Genomic DNA, 23,298 nt, shown 5'->3' with positions numbered 1-23,298 from the left:
GGGACAACGGCACGGGACACCACGGACGATGCGCCCGCACCGTATCCGACGGGTGCGACAGAACCGCCGCCGGAGAGCTACAGCTTCTCCAGGAAGGAGATGAGCGCCGCGTTCACCTCGTCCGCGTGTTCCAGCATGACCACGTGCCCGCTGTCCGGGATCTCGATGAACTCCGCGTTCGGCAGGTGCTTGGCGATCTCACGCGAGTGGGTGACCGGCAAGATCTGGTCCTTGTCGCCCGCGATCACCAGCGTCGGGATGTCCTGGAGCGTGTCCAGCACCGGGAAACGGTCGTGCCGGTAGATCGTCTGGAGGTAACGCGTGACCGTGTCGGCCGTGGTGTGCGAGTTCATCTGCTCGACGAACGTGACGAGCGCCGGGCTGGGCGCGCTGCCGCCGAAGCCGAACTGGCGGGTGAGCAGCCAGGCCAGGTCCGACGAGGCGAGCCGGGCCCGGTCGATGACGCCGCCGGTGAGCCGCGTGGTCCGGGTGACCACCGGCAGGAACGGCGCGCCCGCGCGCGCGGCCAGCGACGGCAGGGAGAGCCGGGCCTCCTCCAGCTTGCCGCCGGACGTGGCCATCAGCACCACGCCGGACACCCGGCTGCGCAGCAGCTCCGGGTACCGCTCGGCCAGCGCCATGATCGTCATGCCGCCCATGGAGTGGCCGACGAGCACGATCGGCCCGGTCGGCACGGTGGCCTGGAGCACCGCGTGCAGCGACTCGGCCAGCGCCTCCAGGTGGTAGTCGCCGGACTCCAGCTTGCCGGACCGGCCGTGCCCGGGCTGGTCGTAGAAGACCATGCGGTAGTCGCCGCGCCGGACCAGCTCCTTGCGCTGGAAGTAGAACGTGCCCATGTCGAGGCAGAAGCCGTGGACGAAGACGACGGTGGGCTCGGCCGCCAGGTCGGCCGCGGGCGCGCCGGGGAAGTCCGGCTCGACCTCCAGCCCGTCGACCGGCTCGAGCACCTCCACGTGCAGGTCGGTGCCGTCCGGGGCGGTGATCATGAAGGACTCGTCGTAGGGCTGCTCGCCGAACTTCTCGTTCGCGTACGGGTCGATCGTGCCGCGCTTGGTGCGCCGCACGATGCTCCGCTCCGCGGCGACCCCGGCCGCGATGCCGGCGGCGGCCAGCCCGACCACCGCACCGATGAGCCCGGCCCGCTTACCGACCCGGGGAGTGAAGATCGAGGACACCAGGGACGACGACGATGACGGTGACGTCGCGGAACTCATGCACCTACCTCCGGTCGCAGGCCGTCGAAGACACGGGCCACCCGGGGGCTGCCGAACCGGGCGACGATCTCGTAGTTGATGGTGCCGGCGGCCTCCGCCCAGTCGTCCGCGGTCGGCTCGCCGTCGTCGCCGGGGCCGAAGAGCGTGACCAGGTCGCCGTCGTGCACCGGGTCGTCGCCGCAGTCGACGGCGAACTGGTCCATGCAGACGCGGCCCGCGATCGGCCGGACCCGGCCGCCGATCAGCACCGGGGCGGCGTTCGAGCCGTGCCGGGGGATGCCGTCGGCGTACCCGATCGGCACCACCGCGATCGTGGTCTCGGCCGGCGTGACGTAGGTGTGGCCGTAGGAGACGCCGGAGCCGGCCGGCACCCGCTTGGCCAGCATCACCCGGGCGCGCGCGGTCATCGCGGGCCGCAGCCCCTCGACCCGCCCGCCCATCGGCGACAGGCCGTAGATGGCGAGGCCGGGCCGGATCAGGTCGAAGTGCGTGTCCGGGCGGGTGAGCGCGGCCGCGGAGTTGGCGAGGTGGCGGAAGCGCGGCCGGATGCCGAACCGGTCGGCCATCTCCAGCGCCTCGTGGAAGACGGCGAGTTGCGCGTCGACGCTGGCGTCGCCGGGCGCGTCCGCGCACGCCAGGTGGGACCAGACGCCGACCACGTCGATCAGGTCGTCGGACTGCGCCTTGGCCGCCGCCTCCAGCAGCACCGGCCAGTCGGCCAGCGTGGCGCCGCCGCGCGTCATGCCGGTGTCGATCTTCAGGTGGACGCGGGCGACCCGCCCGGTGTGCTCACCGGCGGCGATCACCTCGTCCAGCAGGCCCAGCGTGGCCACGCTCAGGTCGACGTCGGCCGCGACGGCCTCGTGCAGCGGCAGGCCGGGGCCGACCAGCCAGGCGAGGATCGGCGTGGTCAGCCCGGACTCACGCAGAGTGATCGCCTCGGCCGGGCTCGCCACACCGAGCCAGGTGGCGCCGCCGTCCAGAGCCGCGCGCGCGGAGGCGACCATGCCGTGCCCGTACCCGTCGCTCTTGACCACCGCCATGACCTCCGCGGTGGTGCCGGCGACGAGATGGGCCACGTTCGCCCGGATCGCATCGAGGTCAACTCGAACTTCGGCCTGCCACATGGCCTCCAGCCTACTGATCGGTTAGGAAGCCGCGCACCCCTTGTGACGTGGGACTTTCCGGACAGGGGTTAGGGTGTCCGGCGATGAGTGACGCGATCCGGCCGCTGCGCTGGTGGCACATCGACGAGCTGCTACCCATCGAGGCCGACCTGTTCGGTGCCGAGAAGTGGACGGCCGCCATGTTCTGGAACGAGCTGGCGAACGGCCATCACTATCTGGTGTCACTGGACGACGATGGCCGGGTCGACGGCTACGCCGGCCTCGCGATGCAGGAGCCGGACGCCTGGGTGCAGAACATCGCGGTCCGCCGTGACCGGCAGCGCCACGGCATCGGCCGTGCGCTGCTGGAGGCGCTGCTGGCGGAGGCGGAGCGGCGCGGCGCGGAGCGGGTGCTGCTGGAGGTCGCGGTGGACAACGTGCCCGCGCAGCGGCTCTACGGCGCGTACGGCTTCGAGGGCATCGGCATCCGGCGCGGCTACTACCAGCCGAGCAACACCGATGCTCTGATCATGGAGCGGGAGCGGTAACCTCCGGAGTCATCCCCCCGGTTGAAAGAGTTTCACCGTCAGGGGAGGAGGGGGAGATGCCGGACGTGATCGTTCGGATGTGGGAGGTCAAGGCCCGGCCCACCGGGTACGCGGAGCTGCTCACCTGGCTGTGCGACGACGCGGTCCCGTCGATCGAGGTGTATCCGCTGCACATGTCCAGCGAGGTGTTCTCCTCGACCGACAACCGCCTCGTGGTGATCTCGAAGTGGCGCAGCGGCCCGGTCGACCTCCCCGAGCCGCCGGAGCACCTGGTCGCACGGTCGCCGCACGTCTGGGAGTTCACCCAGGTCGACCGATAAGTCCGAGTCCGGAGTGCGGGAGCCACTACCATTCGTCGGTGGTCGCGATCGGGAAGCACAAGCCGGACCTCGCGGCGCTCACGGCGTACCTCCTGATCGCCCTGGTCCTGACCCTGCCGCTGTGGCGGGACCTGGACCGGGCCGTGCCGGAGGCGAACGAGGGCGACCACGCGTTCTTCGAGTACGTGCTGGCCCGGGCCGCCGCGCTGGTGACCGGCGACGCCCGCGACCCGTTCGTCACGGACGAGCTGAACGTGCCGCTCGGCGTGAACCTGATGGCGAACACGTCCGTGCTCGGCGTCGGCCTGCCGCTGGTCCCGGTCACGCTGCTGGCCGGTCCGGCCGCCTCGTTCGCGCTGCTGGTGCTGCTGGGCCTGGCGCTCACCGCGTACGGCTGGTTCTGGGTGTTCCGCCGCCGCCTGGCCGTCTCACCGCTCGCGGCCGGGGTCGGCGGCGCGTTCTGCGGCTTCGCGCCCGGCGTCGTCACGCACGCGCAGGGCCATCCGAACTGGACCGCCCAGTTCCTGCTCCCGTTCGTGGTCCACCTGCTGTTCGACCCGCGGCGGCGGTCCGGCCCGCTGCTCGGCCTGGTGATGGCGTGGCAGGTCTTCATCAACGAGGAGGCGCTGTTCTTCACCGGCCTGGGATGCGCCGTCTTCGGCCTGCTGCACCTGGCGCTGCGCCCGCGCGAGGCGGACCGGACGCGGTTCCTCACCAACCTCGGCGTCGCGCTGGCGGTGGCCGGCGCGCTGGTCGGGTACCCGCTGTGGGTGCAGTTCACCGGCCCGGGCAGCTACCGGGGCGTGCCCGAGTTCGTGACCAGCTACGGCAACGACGTGGCCGCGTTCGTGTCGTTCTCGCACCACTCGCTGGCCGGGCCGATCTCTCCGTTCGGCCAGATCGCGCCGAACGAGACGGAGGAGAACGCGTTCTTCGGCTTCCCGCTGGTGATCGCGTTCGTGGTGCTCGCGGTCGTGCTGCGGGCGCGGGCCGCCGCGCTCGCCGCCGCCGTGACCGCCGTGGTCTTCGCGGTGCTGTCGGTCGGCCGTGACGTGATCGTGAACGGGTACGGCGACGTGAGCCGCCCCGGCCCGTGGGAGCCGTTCGCGCACCTGCCGATCTTCGACTCGGTGGTGCCGACCCGGCTGTCGCTGATCGCGATTCCGTGCGTCGGCCTGCTGCTGGCGCTCGCGGTCGACCGGTCGAGGCCGGCGGTCGCGCTGGTGGCAGCCGCGCTGGTGCCGATCGTGCCGATGCCGGTGTCCACCACGCGGCTGGCGCCGGTGCCGGCCTACATCACCACGCAGGGCTACCGCGAGCAGCTGGCGGACGGCGGCAGCATGCTGGTCACGCCGCGGATCTGGACGGACACCACCGGCATGCGCTGGGCCGCGCGCGCCGGCCTGGACTTCCCGCTGGCGCTCGGCTACTTCCTCGGCCCGGACCCGGACCCGACGGCGGGCGGGCGCGCGCTGTTCGGCCCGCCGCGCCGGCCCACGCACGCGCTGATCGTGAGCGTGAGCACGACCGGCTACCTGCCGCCGCTGACCGTGGGTGACCGCGCCGCGTTCGCCTCGGACCTGGCCTACTGGCGGACATCGGTGATCGTGCTGCCGAACGACCAGCCGCACCGTGCCGCCGTGGAGTCGCTGCTCACCTCGCTGACCGGCCGGCCACCCACGCGTACCGGCGGGGTCTCGGTCTGGGATCTCTAGCTCTGCCAGGAGCGCCACAGCGCGGCGTAGGAGCCGGCCGCGGCCAGCAGTTCGTCGTGCGAGCCGCACTCGACGACGCGGCCGTCCTCGACCACCGCCACCCGGTCCGCGTCGTGCGCGGAGAACAGCCGGTGCGCGATCGCCACCACGGTGCGGCCGGCCAGCACCGCGGCCAGCGAGCGTTCCAGCGAGCGGGCCGCGCGCGGGTCGATCAGCGACGTGGCCTCGTCCAGCACCAGCGTGTGCGGGTCCGCGAGCACCAGCCGGGCCAGCGCCACCTGCTGCGCCTGCGCCGGGGTGAGCGGGTGCCCGCCCTCGCCGACCACGGTCTCCAGCCCGTCCGGCAGCTCGGTCGCCCAGCCGAGCGCGTCCACCGCGGCCAGTGCGTCGCGCACCTGCTCCGGCGAGGCGTCCGGCCGGGCCAGCACCAGGTTGAAGCGCAGCGTGCCGGCGAACACGTGGTGTTCCTGGGTGACCAGCGCGACCTCGCCGCGCAGCCGGTCCGGCGGCAGCGCGGACACCGGGACGCCGCCGACCGTGAGCGAGCCGGAGTCCGGCCGGTGCACGCCGGCCAGCAGCCGGCCGAGCGTGGACTTGCCGGCGCCGGACGGGCCGACCACGGCCAGTCGCTCGCCGGGCGCGATGTCCAGCGTGACGCCGCGCAGCACCGGGCGGCCGGGCACGTACCCGAACGTGACGTCGTCCAGCCGGATGCCGTTGCCCGCGGGCGTCGCGCCCGGCGCGTCCGCGTCCGAGCGGACCTCGCCGACGCCGATCACCCGGGCCAGCGCGGCCTGCCCCTCCTGGAGTTCCTCCAGCCAGGACAGCGCCTGCTCGACCGGGCCGACCAACTGCTGCATGTAGAGCACGGCCGTGATCACGGTGCCCAGCGTCATCCAGCCGTTCGCGTAGTACACGCCGCCGAGCAGCAGCGACGCGGCGACCGGCAGCACGTACGACGTGTCCGCCACCGGGTACCAGACCGTGCGCAGGAACAGCGTGTACCACTCGGCCCGGTACGACTCGTGGATGTCCGCGTCCGTCTGCCGCCGCCGGCGCTCGTGCAGCCGCAGCGCCTCCACGGTCCGCGCGCCCTCCACGGTCTCGGCCAGCCCCTCGGTGATCCGCGCGTACGCGGCCCGCTCCCGCAGGTAGGCGCCGGACGCGCGGCGCAGGTACCACCGGGTCGCCGGCCAGAGGATCGGCACCGCCACCAGCGGCGCCAGCAGGAACAGCGGCGACACCAGGGCCAGCGCGCCGACCAGCAGCACCAGCGTGATCAGCGCGGTGAGGATCTCCGGCACCGCCCACTGCACGCTGTAGGCCAGCGACGACACGTCCCGGGTGGTGCGGGTGAGCAGGTCGCCGGTGCCGGCCCGCTCCACGGTCCCGATCGGCACGGCCAGCACCCGGTCCACGAACTCCTCGCGCAGCTCGGCCAGCACCCGCTCGCCGAGCCGCGCGGACGCGTACCGGGCCAGGTACACCAGCACGGCCTGGGCGACCACGAACGCGGCCAGCGCCAGCCCGACGCGGTCGAGCGCGCCGGCCGTGCCACCACCGCGGATGATCTCGACGAGGTCGCCGAGCAGCCGGGGCGCGGCCAGACCGCAGAGCGCGCCCAGCCCGTGCAGGGCGAGCAGCACGGCCAGCTCGCGCGGGTGCCGGCGGAACAGGCCTCGCACGTACCGCCGGACCTGCCCGCCGTCGGCGATCGGGAGCATCGCTCAGCCCTCCTGCCGGGTGACCGTGGCGGCGTAGCGCGGCTCGCCGGTGAGCAGCTCCCGGTGCGTACCCTCGGCGATGACCTTGCCGTCCTCGACGTAGGCCACGCGGTCCGCGTGCGCCAGCACCAGCGGGCTGGTCGTGCAGACCACGGTGGTGCGCCCGGCGCGCGCCGCGCCGAGCCGGCCCGCGATCCGCGCCTCGGTGTGCGCGTCGACCGCGCTGGTCGGCTCCACCAGAATCAGCGTCTCCGGGTCCGCGACCAGCGCGCGGGCCAGCCGGAGCCGCTGCTGCTGACCGCCGGAGAACTCCCGGCCGCGCGCCGCGATCTCGGTGTCCAGCCCGTCCGGCAGCGCGGCCACGATGTCCTCCGCCGCGGCGGTCTCCAGCGCGTGCTCCACCGCGCCGCCGCCCAGCGCCTCGCGCAGCGGGCCGGCGAACAGCCGTGCCTCGTTCTCCGCCAGCAGCACCCGGGACCGCAGCTCGGCCAGATCCAGATCCCGCAGCGGTACGTCGCCCAGCCGCGCCTCCGAGTCGGTGAACCGGGCCAGCCGCTCCGCGATCGCGGCCGCGTCCGCCGGGTCGGCCGCCGCGATCGCGGTCAGCTCGCCGGGGCGTACCAGCAGGCCGGAGCGGGGGTCGGCGAGCGCGGCCGGCCCCGGCGGCATCGGCACCGGGCGCGCCGGCGAGGCCGGGTCCGGGTCCAGCTCCAGCAGCCGCACCACGCGGCGCGCCGCGACCAGCGCCACCGCCAGCGCGTTCGCCGCCTCGGTGAGCGTGCGCAGCGGCGGCACCAGGAACGCGGTGTAGCCGAAGAACGCGACGAGCTGACCGGCGGTGATGTCGCCGGCCAGCACGAGCCGCGCGCCGAGCCAGACGACCAGCGCCAGGAACAGGCCCGGGAGCAGCACCTGCGTCGCCTCCAGCAGCGCGCCGACGCGTCCCACCCGTACGCCAGCGGCGCGCAGGTCCTGCGACTCGGCGCGGTATCCGCCGGCGAACAGCGCCTCGCCGCCCACGCCGCGCAGCACGCGCAGCCCGGTGACGATGTCCGCGGCTCGGGTGGTGAGCGCGCCCTGCCGCGTCCGGTACGCCTCCTGCCGGTCCTGCAACGGGCGGAGCAGCAGCGCGACGAGGCCCAGCAGCAGCGGCACGCCGATCAGCACCACCAGCCCCAGCGGCGTGGACGTCCCCAACATGATCACCGTGACCACCGCGATCGCGGCGAACGCGCCGATCGCCCGGTCGATGATCTCGATGATCTCGCCCAGGTGCTCGATGTCCGAGACGCCGATGCTCACCACCTCGCCACTGGACATCCGGCGGGGGAGCGCCGCGCCGAGCCGGGCGGACTGCCGCACCGTGAGCTGCACGGTGCCGTACGCGGTGTCGAGCCAGTTGTGCACGCCGTACCGGTGGCGGGCGACGCCGGCCAGCGCCTGCACCATGCCGAGCCCGAGCACGGCCGCGGACCAGGCGGCGAGCGCGCCGAGGTCCCGCCCGGCCACGCCGCGGTCGATCGCGATGCCGATCAGCGCCGGTGCCAGCGCCATCGCGCACATCCACACCACGCCGAGCACGACCGAGACGGCCAGCTCGCGCCCGACGCGGCGGACCATCCACCACAGCAGACGGCCCGCCGACCGGTGGTCGGCGACTCCCGGGTCGGAGCGCGGTAGCTCACGCATAGTAACGAGACGCTACTGTGCGCCGTCGATCCCGATCCACCGAATTTCTCAGGCGCGGCAGCTGATCTCCATGCCGTCGTCGACCGGGAACTCCACGCTCACGTACCCGGAGGCGGGGTCCCGGACGTAGTCCAGGTACGGCGCCATGGTCGGGAAGCTGACGTCGTCCGCGATCACCAGCGCGCCCGGCGCCAGCCGGTCCTCCAGCAGGCGCAGCACCGGCAGGCACAGGTCCTTCCAGCCGTCGAGCAGCAGCAGGCCGATCGGCCCGGGCACGTCCGCGAGCGTGGCCAGCGCGTCGCCGGACAGCACCGTCACCGCGTCGGAGAGACCCGCCTCCGCCAGGTTCGCCCGGGCGGCGGCCACCTTCACGGTGCTGAGCTCGGTGGTCACCACGTGGCCGGCGCCGTTGTCGGCCACGGCCGAGGCCAGGTAGAGCGTCGAGATGCCGTACGACGTGCCGAACTCCACCACGCGCTCCGGCCGGGCGGCCCGGGTCAGCGCGTAGAGCAGGTCGCCGCCGCGCGCGGACACCGGCATGTAGGCCTCGGCCAGCAGGTCGGCGCGCTCCTGTGCGGAGGCGTCGGCGTCGGGGCGGGGGTGGGGCCGGTCCTCATCGAGATCGGCGGCGGCGCGCAGGCGGTCGAGAACGGTACGCACACGTGGTGCCGACAGAGAGTTCGTGCGAGCTGAGTTCATGCCGGCTGAGTTCATGTGAGCTGAGTTCATGCGAGTTAGAGTGGACGCAACGTTGCGTCTAGTCAAGCACGATTATTCTCGGGCATGAAAAAGAACAACCAGAAAAGGGAGAAATCCGGCGTGACGGCGCATCGGGGCAACCGGCACGGCCGCAGTGAACAGGCGCGCCTCAGCGTGCTGGAGGCGGCCGACGATCTGCTGGTCGAGCGCGGGTACGCCCAGCTCACGATCGAGGGAATCGCGGCCCGGGCCGGCGTGGCCAAACAGACCATCTACCGCTGGTGGCAGTCCAAGACCGACGTGCTGATGGAGGCGTTCACGGTGGACGCCCGCGAGGCGCTGCGCCCGCCGGACACCGGCGAACTCGTCACCGACCTGCGGCTCCACCTGCGCGGGCTGGCCATCTTCCTGACCGAGCACGACGCCGGCGCGGTGTTCCGCGCGCTGCACGGCGAGGCGCAGCACGACGCGGCGCTGGCGGCCCGGCTCCGCACCGAGCACCTGAGCCGGCAGCGCGAGCTGGACCGGGCGCCGCTGGAGCGGGCGGTCGCGCGCGGCGACCTCCCGCCCGGCACCGACCTGGACCTGCTGGTCGACACGCTGGTCGGGCCGCTCTACTACCGGGTGCTGGTCACCGGCGACCCGGTCGGCGCGGACTTCACCGACCGGCTGGTCGACGAGGCGCTACGTGGCCTGACGGGCTGACGGGGCCTCGTTGAGCGGGTCCGCGAGCAACTGGGTGAACGCCAGCTCCGCGGCACCGATCAGCGCCGCGTCCTCACCCATCTTCGGCGTGCGCAGGCGCAGCAGTTCGCGGCTGGCCGGCAGCGCGAGCGAGTTGAGCCGGGACCGCACCTGGGCGGCCGTGGTCAGGTAGAGGTTCCGCAGCGTACCGCCGAAGATGACCATCTCCGGGTTGAAGATGTTGACCAGGTTGGCGACGCCCAGGCCGAGCCACTCGCCGATCTGGCGCAGCGCCTCGTGACTGCCCGGATCCCCGCGCATCGCCGCGATCAGCTGGTGCGCGGGGATCCGGCCGCTGCCGTCCGTGCCCAGCGCGCGCAGCAGCGCCTCCTCGCCGATCTCCGACTCCCAGCAGCCGCGCGCGCCGCAACTGCTGCACGTACGGCCGCCCGGGTGCACGATCATGTGGCCGACCTCGCCGGCGTACCCGCCGTGGCCGGTGATCAGCGTGCCGTGCGCGATGATGCCGGCACCGATGCCCACCTCGCCGTGCAGGTAGATGACGTCCTCGGTGTCCACGGCCACGCCGCGCAGGTGCTCGGCCAGCAGCGCCAGGTCCGCGTGGTTGCCGACCCGCACGGTGTGGTCGCCGCCGAGCGCCTCGGCCAGCGGCTCGGCGAGCGGCTCGTCCACCCAGCCGGCCTTCGGCGTGAGCCGGACCAGGCCGTCGTGGCGGCGGACCATGCCGGCCACCGCCACGCCCACGCCCACGTACCGGCCCTCCGGGGCCGCGTGCTGCATCTCCTTCACGAACGCGGCCAGCGGACCGACCACCTCGGACACGCGCAGGTCGCGCGGGCGGTCGTAGACGCGCTCGTCCAGCACCTCGCCGCCGAGCCCGACCCGGGCCGCGCGCAACCGGTCCACCTCGATGCTCAGCGCGTACGCGTACACCCGGCCGGACTCGGGCAGCACCACCAGCGACGGCCGCCCGGCCCGGCGCGCGCCGCGCGGCGCCTCCTCGCGCACCAGCCCGGCCGCCGTGAGGTCCGCGGTGAGCGCCCCGATCGTGCTGCGGTTGAGCCCGAGCCGGGTGGTGAGCTCCGCGCGGGAGATCGGCCCGTGCACGTGCACATAGCGCAGCAGCGCCCCGAGGTTCTGCCGGCGGACCTCGTCCTGGCTGGGTCCGGCGCGCATCAGTCTGAACTCTCCATTGCGGACTAACGGTTTCCGGTGGCCGCCGCGCGACGCCGGGACAGCGCATCGATGCTAGCCGCGGCGAGGAGCACGCCACCGGTCCAGGCGAACTTCGCGCCCGCGCTGGCGTTCATCAGGCCCATCCCGTTGTCGATCACCGCGACCACCGCGCCGCCGATGACCGCGTCGATGATCCGGCCCTTGCCGCCGAACAGGCTGGTGCCGCCGATCACCGCGGCGCCGACCGCGTACAGCAGCACGTTGCTGCCGCCGGTGTTCGCGTCCACCGAGGCGGCCCGGCTGGCCGCCACCACGCCGCCGATCGCGGCCATGAACGAGCAGATCACGAAGACCGAGATGCGAATCCGGTCGACGTTGATGCCGGCCCGGCGCGCGGCTTCCCGGTTGCCGCCGACCGCGTAGACGTGCCGGCCGTACGCGGTCCGGTGCAGCACGAACGTCCAGATCACCAACAGCACCACGATGAGCGGCACCACGATCGGCACGCCCTTCAGCGAGGTGATCAGCACGTTGCGGCTGCGCTCCAGGTTGAGCACGTACACGGCGGCGCCGACCACCACGACCAGCATCGCGATCCGCGCGGCCACCACCCCGAGCGGCTCGGTGACCAGTCCGCGCCGGTGCCGGTTGCGCCACTGCAAGAGCTGAATCCCGGCGTAGATCAGCACGCCCAGCGCGAACAGCGCCCAGCCGAGCGGCGGCGGCACGTTCCGGTTGGAGATCGCGAGCAGCACGTCGTCGCGTACCGACACGTTGGTGCCGCCCTTGATCAGGATCAGCGCCACGCCCTGGAACGCGAGGAACGCCGCCAGCGTGACCACGAACGACGGGATGCCGACCTTCGCCACCATGAACCCGATGGCCACCCCGATCAGCGCGCCGGTGGCCAGCGCGGCCAGCGTCGCCGCGTACCACGGCCAGCCCTGGTACGTCAGCAGCACCGCCAGCACGGACGCGCACACGCCGCTGGCGTACCCCGCGGAAAGGTCGATCTCGCCGAGCAGCAGCACGAAGACCAGCCCCATCGCGATGATGGTGACGGCCGCGCCCTGCGTGAACAGGTTCGCGAAGTTGCCCGCGCTGAAGAACGCGGGCCGCATCAGGCCGAAGAACAGGCAGAGCGCGATCAGCCCGAGCACGGCCGGCAGCGAGCCGATGTCGCCGCCGCGCACCCGGCTCAGATAGTTGCGGACATGGCTGCCGACGGTCGGCGCCGCCTCCTTGACGACCGTGTCGGTCACCGTGGCCCCCCGTTCTCGGGCAGCCCCAGCTCCCCGCTGCGCCCCGCCGTGATCAGCTCGACGACCTGTGAGTGAGTGACGTCCGTGGTCTTCACCTGCGCGGCCATCCGCCCGAGGTAGAGCGTGGCGATCCGGTCCGAGATGGCGAAGACGTCGTTCATGTTGTGCGAGATCAGCACGACCGCCAGGCCCCGGTCGGCGAGCCGCCGGACCAGCTCCAGCACCTGAGCGGTCTGGGCCACGCCGAGCGCGGCCGTGGGCTCGTCCAGGATGACGACCTTGCTGTTCCAGAGCACGGCCTTGGCGATCGCCACGGTCTGCCGCTGGCCGCCGGAGAGGCTGGAGACGTGCTGGCGCAGCGACTTCACCGTCCGGACGGACAGACTGGCCAGCGTCTCCGCCGCCAGCTGCTCCATGGTCGGCTCGTCCAGCACCAGGCCGCTGCGCCGCTCCCGGCCGAGGAACATGTTCTGCACGATGTCGAGGTTGTCGCAGAGCGCGAGGTCCTGGTAGACGACCTCGAGTCCGAGCGTCGCCGCGTCGCGCGGGCTGTTGACCGTGACCGGCCGGCCCTCGAAGAAGATCTGCCCTGAGTCGATGGTGTAGATGCCGCTGACGCACTTGACGAGCGTCGACTTGCCGGCGCCGTTGTCGCCGACGAGCGCGGTCACCTCACCGGGATGGACGGCGAGATTGACGTCGCGGAGGACCTGGACCGGGCCGAAGCCCTTGTCTATCCCGCGCAGTTCCAGCAGGGGTGTCGCGGACACGTTTCTCCTAGCGGCTTGAACTCCTCGCGCGCCGCCCGGAACGTGTCCCGGGCGGCGCGCGAGCCGGCTGGTGCCCTGAGCCGGTTACAAGGGGTCTAGCTGACTCCGGCCTCGGTGCACTTGGCCGCGTAGGCGCCGGTGCACAGCTCGGCCGCGGTCACGTACCCGTCCGCGACGACGTCCTTCACGTTGTCGAAGAAGATCGCCTTGGGCGTGAGCAGCACGGACGGTACCTCGCGGCCGGTCTCCGGATCGGTGACCCGGCCGGTCACGTCCTTCCGCTCGCTCTTGGACAGCGCGATGGCCAGATCCGCCGCCGCGTCCGCCTCCTGCTTGACCGCCTTGTAGACCGTCATGCACTGGTCGCCGACCAGGATGTTCTGCAACGCCTGTACATCCGCGTCCTGACCGGTGACCGGGACCTTCCCGTTCAGCCCGTTCCGCTTCAGCACGGTCACCACCGCGTTGCCGAGCCCGTCGTTCGCCGCCAGCACGCCGTCGATCTCGTTGTTGGCCTGCGTCAGCATCTGCTCGAAGATCGTGCCGGCCTGCGTATTGTTCCAGTCCGGCACCGCCTGCTCCGGCCCCTTGGCGTAGGTGCCGCCGTCGAAGAGCGGGTTCAGGATCGACTGGTAGCCCTCCCGGAACAGGGTGGCGTTGTTGTCGGTGGGCGAGCCGTGCAGCTGCGCGATCACCGGCTTGTTCGCGTTCAGATCGGTCAGGCACTTCTGCAGGCCCTCGCCCTGAAGCTTGCCGACCTGCACGTTGTCGAAGCTGACGTAATATTCGGCGCTGCCGCCCAGCGTCAGGCGGTCGTAGTCGATGGTCGCCACGCCCTGGCCCTTGGCCTTGTCCAGCACCGCCTTGCCGGTACCGGAGTCAAGGTTCACGATCATGAGCACGGTGACGCCGTTGATGATCATCTGGTCGGCGATGGTCTGGAACGCGGCCTTGTCGCCCTGCGCGTTCTGGATGTCGTACTCGACGCCCGCGGCCTTGAACGCCGCCTCCAGATACCTCCGGTCCGCGGTCTCCCAGCGGTTCGACGAGGCGCTGTCCGGAAGAATGACGCCGATCTTGGCGGGTCGTGCCTCTCCGCCGCCCGCATCCTCGCCACAGGCGACGAGCGTCCCGGCGGCGAGGCCGGCCACGGCCAGCGTGGTCAGGACTCTGCGCATTGTGCATGGTCCTTTCGGTGTGGTGGAACTCCCTGCGGTGTCGTCGGTTTGTTGTGCCCGGCAACGTATTTCGCCTGTGGCCCACGGCACAACCCCCACTTTTGTTTAGTGGCATAACAATTCCGCAACGCGCCCGACACGTCTCCGAAAATTCAAGATCCAAGGCCCTTCGCCGGTACGCGGTACGCCTCCCGCCGCCGGGAAGGATGCCCCCTTCATCCCACCGTCGCCCGCACCCTTGCCGGACGAACGAGCGGCTCCGCCGCGCGCCCGGGTATTGATCGTCTGGCGGGCGATCTCGCCGGGCGGGGCCAGGCCCGCTGTGGTGGGCGTGTGGGTTCGTGCCGTGCCGCGTGGTGGGCGTGGGTTCGTGCCGTGCCGCGTGTGGTGGGCGTGGGTTCGTGCCGTGCCGCGTGTGGTGGGCGTGGGTTCGTGCCGTGCCGCGTGTGGTGGGCGTGGGTTCGTGCCGTGCCGCGTGTGGTGGGCGTGGGTTCGTGCCGTGCCGCGTGTGGTGGGCGTGGGTTCGTGCCGTGCCGCGTGTGGTGGGCGTGGGTTCGTGCCGTGCCGCGTGTGGTGGGCGTGGGTTCGTGCCGTGCCGCGTGTGGTGGGCGTGGGTTCGTGCCGCGCGGCTTGCGATGGGGCTGTCGGTCGATGCGTCGGTCGTGCGAGGTGGCCGGCGAGGGGCCGCGGGCTGTTGGTGCGGATGGCTCTTGCACCGGTGTGCCGGTCGTTGGGACGGCCAGGCTGCCCTTCGAGCGCTTTAGAGGGAAATTTCGCCTTATCCACATGTTCGGCAAGCCGGCACGGTCGCAGGAATCTCGACTATCGCGCCCAGGGCTGGGCGGCCCAGGGCAATGTCCTCATGTGCAGTGCGTGGTTGTGCCCTTTCCCGCGAATTGAATCGATCGTCCCTGCCGGGTGGTGCCGGCACGCAATTGCCGCAGAAAAGGCGCCGCATATGGCGAGTCGGGGCGTGGCAGGCGGCATGCCCACATATCGAATGTGCTCGTGACCGTAGTGAAGCCGACGCCTTTGTGGCTGCGCCACACTGCCGCCGGCGCGCGTCGGCCTGCGCCACGGCGGTAGCACTTCACGGCGAACCACGACGGATGTGCCGGACAATGTCCTGCTCACGCGCTTCGGACTGGTCCAGGGAACGCGCCGGGCCTTCGACCGGAGACCGCCGGTCGGATGGCGTCTCGGGTGGGTACGGCGGATCTGCCGGGTCCGCCGACGGGACGGTGCCGCGCGATAGCCCTTCATGCCCGATAAGCGCTATCCAGGCACGCCGCTCACGGTGGAAGCCGCGGTGTATGCGTAGTCGACGCCACGAATTGATCAGGGAAGAAAGCGCGCTCGATCACGGAACCGGCTTGCGCGGGCCGAGCACCCCCACGCCGGGAGCGCGACGTATCGAAGCGGCGGTCAAGCCGTCGCGATGGGGGCGAAGATGGCGCCGGCGACGGAGGGGAAGGCGGCGGGAGGGATCTCGATCTGGAGGCCCCGCCGCCCGCCCGACACGAAGACCGTCTCCTGCGCCTCCGCGGACGCGTCGACCACGATCGGGAGGCGGGAGCGCTGGCCGAACGGGGAGATGCCGCCGGTCACGTAACCGGTGGCGCGTTCGGCGGCGGCGGGGTCCGCCATCGCGGCGCGTTTGCCGCCGAGGGCGGCGGCCAGGGCCTTCAGGTCGAGGGAGGCGGAGACCGGGACCACGCCGACGGCGAGTCGGCCGTCGACGGTCGCGACCAGCGTCTTGAACAGGCGGGTCGGTGGTACGCCGAGCGCGGCGGCGGCCGCCTCACCGTACGACGTGGCCTTGGGATCGACCTCGTACGTGTGCGCGGTGAAAGCCACCTTCTGCCGGGTGAGCAGCGTCGTCGCGGGGGTGCCGCCGGTCTTGTTCGCAGACTTGGCCACGAGGGACGACACTAGCCGGTCAGGTGATCCCCAGCCGGCGGCAGGCGGCGGCGTAGGCGTCGGTGCACAGCTCGCTGCGGGTGACGTAGCCGTCGTCGACCACGGCCTTGACGTTCTCCTCGAAGATCGCCTTCGGTGCCAGCAGGACGGAGGGGACCTCGCGGCCGCTCTGCGGGTCGGTGACCTTGCCGGTGACGTCCTGGCGTTCGCCCTTGGCCAGCGAGATCGCCAGCTGGGCGGCGGCGCTCGCCTCCTCCTTGATCGCCTTGTAGACGGTCATGCACTGGTCGCCGGCGAGGATGTTCTGCAGGCCCTGCACGTCAGCGTCCTGGCCGGTGACCGGCACCTTGCCGTTGAGGTTGTTCCTCTTGAGGACGGTGATGACCGCGTTGCCCATGCCGTCGTTCGCGGCGAGCACGCCGCTGATCGCCGGGTTCTGCGTCAGCATCTGCTCGAAGAGCGTGCCGGCCTGCGTGTTGTCCCAGTCCGGCACCGCCTGCTCCGGGCCCTTCACGTAGGTGCCCTTCGCGTAGAGCGGGTTCAGCACCGACTGGTAGCCCTCCTTGAACAGCGTGGCGTTGTTGTCGGTGGGGGAGCCGTGCAGCTCCGCGATCGTCGGCTTGGCGACCCTCTTCGCGGTCAGGCACTTCTGCAGCCCCTGCCCCTGCAGCTTGCCGACCTGCACGTTGTCGAAGCTGACGTAGTACTCCGCGCCGCCGCCGAGCGTGAGCCGGTCGTAGTCGATCGTGGCCACGCCCCGGCTCTTCGCCTTGTCCAGCACGGCCTTGCCGGTGTCCGAGTCCAGGTTCGCGATCATCAGTACCGTGGCGCCGTTGGTGATCTGCTGGTCGGCGATCGACTGGAACGCGGCCTTGTCGCCCTGTGCGTTCTGGATGTCGTACGGGATGCCGGCCTTCTCGAACGCGCTCTCCAGGAACCGGCGGTCCGCCGTCTCCCAGCGGTCGGACGAGGTGCTGTCCGGCAGGATCACGCCGATCTTGGGGACCGGCGCCTCGCCCGCGTCATCACCTCCGCAGGCCGTGAGCAGGCCGGCCGCGACGACGGTGGCGGTGAGCGTGGCGATACCGCGGCGCATACGAGGCCCTTTCAGCTGCGGAGGATCAGATTCCACTATGCCGGGCCGGAGCCCCTTATCGGGGCAGATCAGGACAGATTGACCGACGGTACGGGTCGGCAGAGCAGCGTCACAGGTGCTCCGGCGGCCCGGGTGAGCACCAGAGACAGCTCCTCGGGCCCGCTCAGCCGCAGGTCACGGCGCAGTTGTGCGACGTCGAGCGCGGAGCCGCGCTTCAGGATCTCCACCCGCCCCACGGCGCGGCGCCGCAGCTCCGCGCGCAGCCGCTTCAGCGAGAACGGCATGACGTCCAGCACCTCCAGGCACCGGCCGAACCGGGTCGGCGTCGCCGTGTCCGCGTACACGTACGCGATCAGCGGGTCCGCGAGCACGCCGCCGACCCGCTCCGCGAACGCGGCCACCAGGTGCGCGCGGACGACCGCGCCGTCCGGGTCGTACACGTACCGCCGAATCTCGCCGACCTCGGCGGGCACGTCCGCGGCGCCGGTGAGCTCGCCGCCGTCCGGCAGCACCGTGGCGCGGCGCGGCACCCCGGCCAGCGGGCCGCACCAGAACGCGGCCTCCACCACGTCGCCGCCCACGCTCACCCACTCCGCCTCCGCGCCCTCCGGGATCAGCGCGTGGTCGATGCCGGGGGAGAGCTTCAGCACGGTACGCGGCACGCGCGCGGCGAGCCCGGCCACGAAGTCCCACGGCGGCGAGAACGACGCCGGGTCGAAGACGCGCCGCCCGGTCCGCGAGGCGCGCCGCGCCGGGTCGCAGAAGACCGCGTCCACCGCGCTCACGTCCGCCTCGGTGGCGTCGCCGGTGGTGATCGAGATCCGGTCGGCCAGCCCCAGGGCGTGCGCGTTCGCCTCGGCCAGCCGCGCCGTGTGCGGGTCGGCCTCCACGGCGTACACGCTGATGCCCTGCCGTGCCGCGGCGATCGCGTCCGCGCCGAGTCCGCAACCCAGATCGGCGAGCGCGCGAACGCCGGCGGCGTGCAGCCGGGCGGCCCGGCGCGCCGCCACAGGTGCGCGCGTGGCCTGCTCCAGCCCGGCCCGGGTGAAGAACATGACGGCCGCGTCCGCGCCGAACTTCGCGGTCGCCCGGCGGCGCAGCTCGGCCTGGGTCAGCGCGGCGGCGGCCAGGTCCGGCGCGATCCCGGCCCGGCGCAGCGCGGCCGCCGCGGCGAGCGCGTCCCCGTCACCGGCCGCCTCGGCCGCGGCCAGCGCGGCCTCTCCCTCGGGCGTACGCAGCTGCTCCCACTCCACGTTCCTCATCCTCCGGGCGGCGGTGATCGCCGCGGCGCGCGGGGTGTTGGCACTCTCCTTGACGGAGTGCTAGCCCCCGGAATAACCTTCCGTTAGCACTCGCCATGGGTGGGTGCCAGCCTTCCGGGCCCGTTCCCGGGAGCACCCTGAGCCTTCCGGACCCGTTCCGGGAGCAACGCCTGGCGGTCCGGCACCCGCGACGACGGCCCGCCCGGTGGCATGAGGCAGATTGACGCCGTCCCGCGCGCGTTCCCGCGTGCGTGGCCGGTAACGACACCAGTACCCCAGGAGGGTATGCCCGTGACTACCGCGACCCAGGTTGCGATCAAGCCGCTCGAGGACCGCATCCTCGTCCAGGCGAACGAGGCCGAGACCACCACGGCGTCGGGCATCGTGATCCCCGACACCGCCAAGGAGAAGCCGCAGGAGGGGACCGTCGTCGCCGTCGGCCCCGGCCGCGTCGACGACAAGGGCAACCGCATCCCGGTTGACGTGAAGGTCGGCGACACCGTCATCTACTCGAAGTACGGCGGCACCGAGGTCAAGTACGCCGGCGCCGAGTACCTCGTGCTCTCCGCGCGTGACGTCCTCGCCGTCATCGAGAAGTGACTTACTAAGTAATTCCTGCGGTCAGCCCCGGAACCCGTTTCGCGGGGGCCGGGGCTGTCTGCGCCCATAGGCGGTTCTCCAGCGGTATCGCGCCCGACGGCGTGACCGCAGTTTCCAAGTCCGTGAAGGGACAACAATGGCGAAGATCCTGAGCTTCTCGGATGACGCCCGCCACCTGCTCGAGCACGGCGTCAACGCGCTCGCGGACACCGTAAAGGTCACCCTCGGGCCGCGCGGCCGCAACGTCGTGCTGGACAAGAAGTTCGGCGCTCCGACGATCACCAACGACGGCGTCACCATCGCCAAGGAGATCGAGCTCACCAACCCGTACGAGAACCTCGGCGCGCAGCTCGTCAAGGAGGTGGCGACCAAGACCAACGACGTCGCCGGCGACGGGACCACCACCGCGACCGTGCTGGCCCAGGCGCTGGTCCGCGAGGGCATCCGCAACCTGACGGCCGGCGCCAACCCGGCCGGCATCAAGCGCGGGCTGGACGCGGGCGTCGAGGCCGTGTCGAACGCGCTGATCGAGAAGGCCGTCGAGGTCGCGGACCACAAGGCGATCGCGCACGTCGCGACCGTCTCCGCGCAGGACGCCACGATCGGCGAGTTGATCGCCGAGGCGATGGACCGGGTCGGCCGCGACGGCGTCATCACCGTCGAGGAGGGCTCCACGCTCGCCACCGAGCTGGACATCACCGAGGGCCTGCAGTTCGACAAGGGCTTCATCTCGCCGAACTTCGTGACCGACGCCGAGGCGCAGGAGGTGGTGCTGGAGGACCCGTACATCCTGATCACCACCTCGAAGATCTCCACGGTCGAGGAGATCCTGCCGCTCCTGGAGAAGGTGCTGCAGGACAGCAAGCCGCTGCTGATCATCGCGGAGGACGTCGAGGGCCAGGCGCTCGCGACGCTGGTGGTCAACGCGATCCGCAAGACCTTCAAGGTCGCCGCGGTGAAGGCGCCGGGCTTCGGCGACCGCCGCAAGGCCATGCTGCAGGACATCGCGATCTCCACCGGCGCGGAGCTCATCGCCCCCGAGCTCGGCTACAAGCTGGACCAGACGACGATCTCCCAGCTGGGCACCGCCCGCCGCGTGGTCGTCGACAAGGAGAACACCACGATCGTCGACGGTGGCGGCAACTCCGCCGAGGTCGCCGACCGGGTCGCCCAGATCAAGAAGGAGATCGAGGCGACCGACTCCGACTGGGACCGGGAGAAGCTCTCCGAGCGTCTCGCGAAGCTCGGCAGCGGCATCGCCGTCATCAAGGCCGGCGGCGCGACCGAGGTTGAGATGAAGGAGCGCAAGCACCGCATCGAGGACGCGATCGCCGCCACCAAGGCCGCGGTCGAGGAGGGCACCGTCCCGGGCGGCGGCGCCGCGCTGGTCCAGGTCGCCTCCGTGCTCGACGGCGACCTCGGCAAGACCGGCGACGAGGCCACCGGTGTCCGGATTCTCCGCAAGGCGCTCGTCGAGCCGCTGCGCTGGATCGCGCAGAACGCGGGCCACGACGGCTACGTCGTGGTCAACAAGGTCACCGACTCCCCGTGGGGCACCGGCCTGAACGCGGCCACCGACGAGTACGTCGACCTGGCCGCCGCCGGCATCATCGACCCGGTCAAGGTGACGCGCTCCGCCGTCGCCAACGCCGTCTCGATCGCCGGCCTGCTGCTCACGACCGAGACCCTGGTCGCCGAGAAGCCGGCCGAGCCCGAGCCCGCCGCCGCGGGCGGCCACGGCCACTCCCACGGCCACGGCCACCAGCACGGCCCGGGCTTCTGACCCGACCCTGTGAACGCCCCGGAGCCGACGGCTCCGGGGCGTTTTCCGTTCGTGAGCCGTAATGATTGGCGTCCGGGCCGTCGCGCCGCGGCGCGGCAGACTTGAGGCGTGGCGATGACGACGGAAACGGCCGCGCCGACGACGGTCACCGGCCGCCGCCCGGCCCGGTGGGGTGCGCTGGCGGGAGTGGCGGCGGCCGCGACCGGGCTGGGTGTGGCCGAGTTGGCCGCGGTGCTGACCGGGCCGAGGTCGGCACCGGTGGTGGCGGTCGGCGGGGTGGTGGTCGACCACGTCCCGGCGGCGGTGAAGGACGCGGCTATCGCGGTGTTCGGCGTGCACGACAAGACCGCGCTGATCGTCGGAACCATGCTGCTGCTGGCGCTGGCCGCGGCCGGGGTGGGCGCGCTGGCCGTGCGGTCGCTCGGCTACGCGGTGGGCGGCACCGCACTGTTCGGCGCGATCGGCGTGGCGGCCGCGCTGACCCGGCCGGGCGCCGACGCGGCCTGGGCACTGCCCTCGCTGACGGCGGTGGCGTGGTCGCTGGCGGCGGGCTGGTTCCTGCTCCGGCGCCTGCCCGAAACGGTTCACGGCGCGGCCTCAGCCACGAACGCGGACGCGACCTCAGCCTCGGACGCGGGTCCGGGGGCGGCTGCGGCCCCAGCCACGGATGCGCGTTCAGCCACGGTCGTCACGGAGGCCCGCGCCACCACGGTGGGTGGCTCGGCGTCGGGTGGCCGGGCCGCGTGGCCCGATTCGGAGGGCAGGCGGCGGTTCTTGAGGTCGGCGGGGCTGGTGGTGGCCGGTGCGGCGGTGGCGGGTTATGCGGGGCGGTGGCTGTCCACCCGGCTGAGCGTGTCGGAGGTGCGGGCCGCGGTGACGCTGCCGGTGCCGGTGAACGCGGCGCCGGCGCTGCCGAGCGGCCTCGATCCGGTGCCCGATCTAGCCACCTATGTCACGAAAAATCGGGACTTCTACCGGATTGATACGGCGCTGAGCGTGCCGCAGGTCGACCCGGAGAGCTGGGGTCTGCGGATTCACGGGCGCGTCGAGCGGGAGATCACGATCAGCTGGGCGGACCTGCTGAAACGTCCGATGGTCGAACGATATGTCACGCTCGCCTGCGTATCGAACGAGGTGGGCGGGGACCTGATCGGGAACGCGCGCTGGCTCGGCGTACCGGTGAAGGATCTTCTTGACGAGGCGGGGCCGCTGGACGGTGCCGATCAGGTGGTCAGCCGCTCGGTCGACGGCTGGACCTGCGGGACGCCGACCGAGATCCTCCGGGACGGCCGGGACGCGCTGCTGGCGATCGGGATGAACGGGGAGCCGCTGCCGGTGGAGCACGGGTTCCCGGTGCGGATGGTGGTGCCGGGGCTGTACGGCTACGTCAGCGCCTGCAAGTGGATCACCGAGATCGAGCTGACCAGCTTCGCCGACTTCGACGCGTACTGGGTGCCGCGCGGCTGGTCCGCCAAGGGGCCGATCAAGACGCAGTCACGCATCGACACGCCGCGGCGGAACGCGGCGCTCGCGGCCGGCGCGGTCACGGTGGCGGGCGTGGCCTGGGCGCAGCACGTCGGCGTCGCGGCCGTCGAGGTGAGCGTGGACGACGGCCCGTGGGCGCCGGCCACGCTGCACGCCTCGGTCTCGAAGGACACCTGGTGCCAGTGGACGTACGCGTGGGAGGCCACGCCGGGCGAGCACACGCTGCGGGTGCGGGCCACGGACGCGACCGGCGCGGTGCAGACCGAGGCGGAGGCGCCGGTCGCACCGGACGGGGCCACCGGTTGGCACACCGTGAAGGTGCAGGTGAACGACGGATAGAAACGCGATGGCGGCGCCCGCTGAACCATTGGGCGCCGCCGCGACGTATCCGGGGGTGTGAAGATTCGCTGGGAAGTGCCGGGTGGTTCAGGCCGCGGTGGGCCTCCGCTGCACCGGAACCGTGCTCTTGTGGGGTGCGCCGAGGCGGGCCTCCAGGCGCGCCACGTCGACCGCGCTGTGACGCCGGTCGGCGAGGTCCTCCCAGCCGACGGCGAGCAGCCGCAGTCGCTCGGACTCGCTGAACCCGCCCCACACGCCGTACGGTTCGCGGACGGAGAGGGCGTGCGCCGCGCACTGGGCCCGGACCGGGCAGGCGCCGCAGACCTGCTTGGCCTTCGTCTCCCGCCGGTTGCGCGACGAGCCCCGCTCGCCGTCCGGGTGGAAGAACTGCGCGCTGTCGCGGCCCCGGCAACTGCCGAGACGCTGCCACTCCCAGAGGTCGGATATGGGGCCGGGCAGTCTGCGTACGTTGGACATCAGCACCCTCCTTCGCGGCGCCGCGCGACGGCTCATGTGGCTCAGCTGTGGGAGCCGGATGATGGCGGCGACCAAGACAGGCGCATCCGATCCGACCTGTCGCCGTTCTACCCAGGGGGAGGAGTGCTCACACATGACAGATCGAATCGTTATCCGCACGCAGCTCCCCGGCGTGGCGAGGTGTCCGGAAGTTTCCTCTTCTATCCGTC

General features: G+C 72.1%; 20 protein-coding genes. 7 read left to right on the top strand and 13 right to left on the bottom strand.

Annotation, left to right across the window (positions count from 1 at the left end; genetic code table 11):
- Positions 1-77: 77 nt before the first annotated feature.
- Together J2S41_RS30830 and alr are read right to left on the bottom strand one after the other, a co-directional pair.
- On the bottom strand, positions 78-1,199 hold the full coding sequence (locus J2S41_RS30830) for an alpha/beta fold hydrolase (protein ID WP_374728282.1): 1,122 nt from the start codon (positions 1,197-1,199) through the stop codon (positions 78-80).
- A gap of 32 nt (positions 1,200-1,231) precedes the next feature.
- Positions 1,232-2,362: an alanine racemase gene (alr, locus tag J2S41_RS30825; RefSeq protein WP_310372946.1), complete on the bottom strand. Its 1,131-nt coding sequence runs from the start codon at positions 2,360-2,362 to the stop codon at positions 1,232-1,234.
- 83 nt (positions 2,363-2,445) lie between these two features.
- Here alr and rimI point away from each other — a divergent pair, with 83 nt between their 5' ends.
- From rimI to J2S41_RS30810, 3 genes are all read left to right on the top strand, one after another.
- On the top strand, positions 2,446-2,889 hold the full coding sequence (gene rimI / locus J2S41_RS30820) for a ribosomal protein S18-alanine N-acetyltransferase (protein ID WP_310372944.1): 444 nt from the start codon (positions 2,446-2,448) through the stop codon (positions 2,887-2,889).
- A gap of 65 nt (positions 2,890-2,954) precedes the next feature.
- A complete protein-coding gene (locus J2S41_RS30815) occupies positions 2,955-3,209 on the top strand; it encodes a hypothetical protein (protein WP_310376618.1) in 255 nt (84 codons plus the stop codon).
- A 38-nt stretch (positions 3,210-3,247) separates the two neighbouring features.
- Positions 3,248-4,924 (top strand): DUF6311 domain-containing protein, encoded by a 1,677-nt coding sequence (locus J2S41_RS30810; RefSeq protein ID WP_310372942.1) that lies wholly within the window; start codon positions 3,248-3,250, stop codon positions 4,922-4,924.
- On the opposite strand, the gene J2S41_RS30805 is transcribed toward J2S41_RS30810, so the two are convergent.
- Genes J2S41_RS30805 through J2S41_RS30795 form a run of 3 tightly spaced genes read right to left on the bottom strand, consistent with a single transcriptional unit; the run spans position 4,921 to position 8,997 of the window.
- Positions 4,921-6,648 carry an ABC transporter ATP-binding protein gene (locus J2S41_RS30805; RefSeq protein WP_310372940.1) on the bottom strand — a complete coding sequence of 576 codons (1,728 nt, stop codon included), beginning with the start codon at positions 6,646-6,648 and terminating at the stop codon, positions 4,921-4,923. The genes J2S41_RS30810 and J2S41_RS30805 overlap by 4 nt on opposite strands.
- Positions 6,649-6,651: 3 nt before the next feature.
- Complete coding sequence (locus J2S41_RS30800; RefSeq protein ID WP_310372938.1) at positions 6,652-8,337, bottom strand: ABC transporter ATP-binding protein; 1,686 nt, start codon at positions 8,335-8,337, stop codon at positions 6,652-6,654.
- Positions 8,338-8,385: 48 nt separating this feature from the next.
- Complete coding sequence (locus J2S41_RS30795; protein WP_310372937.1) at positions 8,386-8,997, bottom strand: O-methyltransferase; 612 nt, start codon at positions 8,995-8,997, stop codon at positions 8,386-8,388.
- Between the two features lie 159 nt (positions 8,998-9,156).
- Here J2S41_RS30795 and J2S41_RS30790 point away from each other — a divergent pair, with 159 nt between their 5' ends.
- Positions 9,157-9,741, top strand: a complete 585-nt coding sequence (locus J2S41_RS30790; protein ID WP_310372935.1) for a TetR/AcrR family transcriptional regulator — start codon at positions 9,157-9,159, stop codon at positions 9,739-9,741.
- Here the strand turns inward: J2S41_RS30790 and J2S41_RS30785 are convergent.
- From J2S41_RS30785 to J2S41_RS30755, 7 genes are all read right to left on the bottom strand, one after another.
- The gene (locus J2S41_RS30785) at positions 9,721-10,917 is read right to left on the bottom strand and encodes an ROK family protein (protein ID WP_310372933.1); all 1,197 of its coding nucleotides are present in this window, start codon (positions 10,915-10,917) and stop codon (positions 9,721-9,723) included. The two genes, J2S41_RS30790 and J2S41_RS30785, sit on opposite strands and share 21 nt — an antisense overlap.
- Before the next feature lie 23 nt (positions 10,918-10,940).
- Positions 10,941-12,179, bottom strand: a complete 1,239-nt coding sequence (locus tag J2S41_RS30780; RefSeq protein ID WP_310372932.1) for a sugar ABC transporter permease — start codon at positions 12,177-12,179, stop codon at positions 10,941-10,943.
- Complete coding sequence (locus J2S41_RS30775; RefSeq protein ID WP_310372929.1) at positions 12,176-12,949, bottom strand: ATP-binding cassette domain-containing protein; 774 nt, start codon at positions 12,947-12,949, stop codon at positions 12,176-12,178. Before J2S41_RS30775 ends, J2S41_RS30780 begins: the two co-directional genes overlap by 4 nt.
- Positions 12,950-13,044: 95 nt before the next feature.
- Entirely contained in the window at positions 13,045-14,127 is a 1,083-nt protein-coding gene (locus J2S41_RS30770; protein WP_310372927.1) for a sugar ABC transporter substrate-binding protein, read from the bottom strand.
- A gap of 1,425 nt (positions 14,128-15,552) precedes the next feature.
- Complete coding sequence (ybaK, locus tag J2S41_RS30765; RefSeq protein WP_310372925.1) at positions 15,553-16,047, bottom strand: Cys-tRNA(Pro) deacylase; 495 nt, start codon at positions 16,045-16,047, stop codon at positions 15,553-15,555.
- A gap of 19 nt (positions 16,048-16,066) precedes the next feature.
- Positions 16,067-17,143, bottom strand: a complete 1,077-nt coding sequence (locus J2S41_RS30760) for a sugar ABC transporter substrate-binding protein (RefSeq protein ID WP_310372923.1) — start codon at positions 17,141-17,143, stop codon at positions 16,067-16,069.
- 68 nt (positions 17,144-17,211) lie between these two features.
- Positions 17,212-18,405, bottom strand: coding sequence for a class I SAM-dependent methyltransferase (locus tag J2S41_RS30755; protein ID WP_374728181.1), 1,194 nt, complete (start codon positions 18,403-18,405; stop codon positions 17,212-17,214).
- Positions 18,406-18,696: 291 nt separating this feature from the next.
- On the opposite strand from J2S41_RS30755, the gene groES reads away from it, so the two are divergent.
- From groES to J2S41_RS30740, 3 genes are all read left to right on the top strand, one after another.
- Complete coding sequence (gene groES / locus J2S41_RS30750; protein WP_503128928.1) at positions 18,697-19,005, top strand: co-chaperone GroES; 309 nt, start codon at positions 18,697-18,699, stop codon at positions 19,003-19,005.
- A 136-nt stretch (positions 19,006-19,141) separates the two neighbouring features.
- The gene (gene groL / locus J2S41_RS30745; protein ID WP_307240923.1) at positions 19,142-20,788 is read left to right on the top strand and encodes a chaperonin GroEL; all 1,647 of its coding nucleotides are present in this window, start codon (positions 19,142-19,144) and stop codon (positions 20,786-20,788) included.
- Between the two features lie 114 nt (positions 20,789-20,902).
- On the top strand, positions 20,903-22,612 hold the full coding sequence (locus J2S41_RS30740; protein WP_310376616.1) for a molybdopterin-dependent oxidoreductase: 1,710 nt from the start codon (positions 20,903-20,905) through the stop codon (positions 22,610-22,612).
- Between the two features lie 87 nt (positions 22,613-22,699).
- Here J2S41_RS30740 and J2S41_RS30735 read toward each other — a convergent pair whose 3' ends face one another.
- Complete coding sequence (locus J2S41_RS30735; protein WP_310372913.1) at positions 22,700-23,089, bottom strand: WhiB family transcriptional regulator; 390 nt, start codon at positions 23,087-23,089, stop codon at positions 22,700-22,702.
- Positions 23,090-23,298 lie beyond the last annotated feature (209 nt).

It is taken from the genome of Catenuloplanes atrovinosus (genome assembly GCF_031458235.1).
Taxonomy (GTDB): Bacteria; Actinomycetota; Actinomycetes; order Mycobacteriales; family Micromonosporaceae; genus Catenuloplanes; species Catenuloplanes atrovinosus.
Note: the sequence above shows the minus strand (reverse complement) of the source record. Positions and strands in the feature narration are given on the sequence as shown.